The following is a 5,175-nucleotide window of genomic DNA, read 5'->3' as shown; positions in this document are numbered from 1 at the left end:
ATTTATGGTTAACTCTAAAGCACCATCAACGTAATCGGAATTTTTAAAACGCCCATCATATTGAAAAATATCAATATATTTATCTTTTATTTTAATGTATGTGTTTATGTTTATCATAGTTTACCTGGATAAAATTGTCCTATTCTTCCATTTTTAAAACCAACTACATAATCTTGGCCTTTATACTGATCGGAAATTTGAAATTTGCTGATACTTACTTTGTTTAGCTTTTATTGAACCGTTACAATAGCTAGGCTGATACTGATCAAGACATGTTATTTTTTTTATTGTTTAAGTTAGAATATCCAGCTATATAGCAACAAACCGGGAGATCACAGGGATCTTCCGGCTTTATTAATTGTCTATACATTATTCAATTTCAATTATTAAGTTATCAACCCATAAGTCAAAATTATTTTTAGACATTAAAAATAGAGCCTTCAATAAATTAGATTGCTTTATTTTTTCATAATGATTATCACTGAGGCCTTCCTCAGCAAAAAAACTAATAAATAGCCTAACATGTGTCAATTTATTGACTGATATGAATTTTTGAACTGCATCGGTGAAATCTATTATCCTTTTTGTAGGGGTTTCATATTCTTTCCAATCCTCAAACTCACCGGAAAACGTTTTATCTATAAAATCAATGAAATACTCATCACTGCGTTCTTTAAAGTAATCCAATTTCACACATTGAATTTCATCATTAAATTTAACTTCAAAGCCAATGTTCTCAAATAAAGACATTGATGGCGGTGGAACATTTTCATCCCAATCAAATGATATTAACTGAGAACAATCAAAATTACTTTTCATTGATTATATTTTCCATTATGTATATGGTCATATAGCTGTTTTATATCCTTCGTAGAAGGTGATGTTACTCCACCATCACTAGTTTTTGTTCCTTGTGAGCCGTATATATCTCCAGTTTTAGGTGAAACATTTCTTATTGGTTGATGAACATGTGGACTAATACCTGCATGAGAATCTAACCCATAACGCTTAAATTGCCCACCGACTTTACCTTTATTATGATTAAAACCTGGTGATTGGGTGAATAATAATGTTTCTCGGTCAGGGGAAACATGTGACTTCATGAAACCTTCTAAAGTCCTATCCTTAGAATTCGGTGCATTGCCGCCAAAATGAGAGGACTCTCTGGCTGTTTTACTTGCCGCTATATTGTCAAGAACATGTTGTTTATCAACTTGCGATGTTCCGCTCAATCCAAATGGATCGATCCATCCCGTCGGATTGTACACATACCCGTACGGATTAAACCCGCCAAGCAGCCCTATGGGATCTGCCGAGATATACTGCGCGGTCTCCGGCGAGTAATAACGATGCCGATTATAGTATAACCCGCTCTCTTCGTCCTTAAATTGGCCGCAGAACCTGAAATTACAGCCCACATGGTAATCTGGATCATTCGAGGCAATTACCTGCGATTTTTCGGCTTTCCCCCACGTTTTCAGCCGCTGCGCCCAGACCAGCGTGCCGTTTTCGTTGAGCATTTCGCGCACGGTGCCCTGATGGTCACTGACAATATAGTGTAGCTTGCCTTTTTCAAAGCGGGCTGAGGGCGTCAATGAACCGGGTTCATATAACCAACGGATACGCTGATCTTCCGCTGGCGTGCCATCGGCGTAAATCGGCACTTCCTCAATCAGCTGGTCGCCGCTCCATAGGTAATCCTGCCCCATAATGGCATCGGCTCTTGGCACTAAATCCGGTTTGCCTGCCAGCCACAACTGTAAATTAGCTGCGGTCAGTTTTCCATCGTGAACTTTCAGCTTACGGATGCGTCGCCCAAACGCATCGTATTGATAGTGCCAGCGCGAGCCATCCGGTGTTTCGAAGTGAGTCAGCTGGTTTTGGGTATCCCAGCGGTAGCGCCAAATTTGCGGGCGGAAGCCGTCACGCTGTTCGGTTTTTTCCACCAAACGGCCATTGTCATCATAGCGATAGCGGATATCCCCTTGCTGCACGACCCGTCCAGACTTCTGACGCTGTGTTATTTGTTCCATTGCGCCGTAGGCATCGATCGGCAGATGTTGGCTCAGGTTTCCGTTGGCATCATAGCAAAATTGCTCTTCATGTGGGCGATTGCCCTCGAACAGCGTATGCAAGATTTGGTCGTTGGCATTGTAACGGTAGCGGGTTTGTCCCCAGCGGCTGTCATCAATCACGCGAACATTATGCGCTCGGTCATATTGCCAGCTCCGGTTGACGGCAGTGGCCTGCGGCGGAAAATGCGGGTCGTTTTGTGCCAGCGTTTCTCGGAAAAACTGAGTCGCTTGTCCCGCTGACTGATGTGCTAGCAAGCCAGTTGCAGTGTAGCGGCTGGCAAGGATAAACCCGTTGGCACTTTCACGTACGGTTTCCCGTCCCAGCACATCATGTTGGAAAGTCAGCGGCGCATGCTGGTTGAGCTGAAAGTGGTTCAGCGCCCCCATCGGGTTATAACCAAAGTGCAGGGTGTTGCCATCCACACGTTCACTGACAGGGCGACCCGTCAGCTCATCCCATTCACGAATGATTTCCCGTCCGTTGATACGCTCACAGGTGGGCAGACCGGTGGTTTTGTCATATTCATACTCGACGACCGCATCGGCATTGGTGGCTTTCACCAATTGATACCGTGGGTTGTATTCGTAGGTGGTGGTGTCTTTCAGTACGAGCTGGTTTTCTTCCGGTTGCCAGCTTTCCTGTTTGACCAGCAATCCCGCGGTGGAATAGTACCCGCGAAGCTGCTGACCATCGGGATATATCGTGTGTGTCCGACGACCCAATTTATCGTACTGATATGTCAGCGTTCGGCCGGTGAAATCCGTTTCACGGATAATCTGACCCGCTGCATCCCGCTCATAGCGGTAAGTTTCCCCCGTGGAGGCGGTGACTGAATTCAATCGGGTGAGCCGGTCATAGCCAAAGCGCAGGGTGGTGCCATCCGGGCGGGTGACGTGGGTCAGCAGGTCAAATGCGCCGTAGGTGTAGCGGGTCGTACGGCCTTCCCCGTCCGTGACGGCGGCAACACGATGTTCGCTGTCATATTCCAGTTTTTGGGTCACACCGTCGGCAAGGGTGATTTCACTCAGGCTGCCATTAATGAGGCTGGCATGGCCGGGGCTGTATTGGTAGCGGGTTTCCTGTTTCAGTGCATCGGTAAAGCGGCGCAGGCGACCCAAGGCATCCAGCTCCAGCCCGGTAGTTTCACCGTCCGGTGTCATCACGGCGGCGAGGCGTTGGTGCTCGTCATAGGCATAATGCCATTGGCGGCCATCCGGCAGCAGGCGCTGGCGCAGCTCGCCGTGGAGGCCGTATTGATATTCTTCCCGATGTCCCAATGGATTGGTGAGGGCGGTTAAGTTGCCCTGTTCGTCATAATGCCATTGCCAGCGCTCACCAGTGGGGAGGGTGCTTTCGGTCAGTTGCCCGTGTTCATCATAGTCATAGGAAAAGGTGTCGCCCGTCGGCAGTTTCACCTCGGTCAGCGCACCATCAGGGTTGTAATCAAAGGCGGTCATCTGACCCGCAGGGTCACTTTCCCACATCAGCAGGCTGCCCCGCCACTGGCGGCGGGTAATGCGTCCCAACGGATCGACTTCCCGTATCACCAGCCCGTTCGGGTCGTAATGGTAGCGGGTTTCGCCCCCTTCGCCATCCAGATAGGTAGTAATGCGGGCATTATCATCGTAGCGGAAACGGTCATGCCAGTAGCCGCTGGGGGAAGTGGTGCTGAGTACCCGACCACGTTCGTCGTAGGTTATCGTCAGGTCAGTCTGGTCGGTGTCATGCCAGCGAGTCATCCGCCCCTGTGCATCGTACTCATGCCACAAATGGTTGTGCTGGAAGGCGTCACACTCGTTCAGATACCCTCGTGGGTCATAGTGGCAGGTGAGCAGACGCTGCTCGGTGGATTGCTCTCCACGAGTTTCCTGCATATCGAGTGTGTGAAGTTGCCCGTCTCGATAATGCAGGTTTAACCGCAGGCCGTCATTGCGGGTGACGGCCACCAACCGGGCGTGTTTATCGTAGCTAAAATCAATCCGGTTCTGACGTCGGTCAGTAATGGCGGACAGTTTCCGTGTGCGGCCTGAAATCACGCTGAAATGATAGGTCAACTGGCTACGGCGGTCAGTCAGGCATAACTTGTCCGTTAGTTCACCGGTCAGCAGGCAATGGGGTAGATGACGGTTACGGGACAAGACCTTGTTATCCGGCGTAGCAAAGTCGTAGACGACACCGTCAGTGTGGGTGTAGTGGACTTCTCCCTGACCGATAACCAATTGCAGTGACCAGTCATCCGCCCATTTGGGGCCGAACAGGCCGTGCAAATCAGCGGTGGAGCGGTAGGTTCTATTGAGGTTTATCGGCAACAACCCCGGTATTGCCAGTACTGGCCAGACTTGCAGGAAATCGCCGGTGGCCATATCAACCGGGTCGCCCTCTTTGGTACTGAGGCCATTGTCGTTGCCGTCTTTTTTGTTGGAGGGGGTAGCATCATCCTTCGGTTGTTCTTTTTTGGGTTTGACTTCCGGTGTGCCGTGGGGTTTTTCTTTGATTTTAGCACCTGCTTTTGCCCCTTTTTTGGCCGCAGTTTTGGCTATTCCCCCTATTCCCGTCGCTGCGCTGGCGAAGTCAGAAATCAATGCCCCGCCTTGCTCCGCTTTATCCGTGATGTCGAAGCGGATGGCATCCACATGGCTCAGCTCCACCGCCTTGTCGATCCCTTTGTTTAACGTATCCGCCGTGGCAAGGGCAGCATCACCTATCGTGTCAGCCCCCACGTATTTTAATGCCGTACCCGATGCGGATATCATGGTCGCCGGCATGCCGGCAACCCCGCGAAAGACGAATTCTCCCACATCAGGCACCGTATTCCACATCCCTTTGGCTGCGCCTATGGCGGCCTTGCCCGGATTATCCCAGGCCGCCTCCAGTTTTTCGCCGGCTTCTTCCCCCCATTTTTTGACGTCCTTTTTGGTCTCATCCCACCAGTCCCCGGCCTTATCAAAAAATCCCTTTTCTTGCTCGGTTTCCGGTATCACCGCGGCATTCGCCTCATGTGGCGGATTCGCCCCCTGTGGTGCCTGCCCGACGATTTTACCGAGCGTGTTGCCTGTTCCGCTCGGGCTGTCATCGCGCGCTTTGACGGGCAGGGGCTCA

Annotated in this window: 2 protein-coding genes; both read right to left on the bottom strand. The window is 50.0% G+C overall.

Annotation, left to right across the window (positions count from 1 at the left end):
• Window positions 1–369 precede the first annotated feature (369 nt).
• On the bottom strand, window positions 370–819 hold the full coding sequence (locus tag FE392_RS19760) for a hypothetical protein (protein ID WP_319931843.1): 450 nt from the start codon (window positions 817–819) through the stop codon (window positions 370–372).
• Window positions 816–5,175 (bottom strand): RHS repeat-associated core domain-containing protein (locus FE392_RS19755; RefSeq protein ID WP_319931842.1); only part of this gene is annotated, 4,360 nt, incomplete at its 5' end. The genes FE392_RS19755 and FE392_RS19760, both read right to left, overlap by 4 nt.

Origin of the sequence: Xenorhabdus santafensis (assembly GCF_033949405.1) — a bacterium.
In the GTDB taxonomy this organism is placed as follows: domain Bacteria; phylum Pseudomonadota; class Gammaproteobacteria; order Enterobacterales; family Enterobacteriaceae; genus Xenorhabdus; species Xenorhabdus santafensis.
Note: the sequence above shows the minus strand (reverse complement) of the source record. Positions and strands in the feature narration are given on the sequence as shown.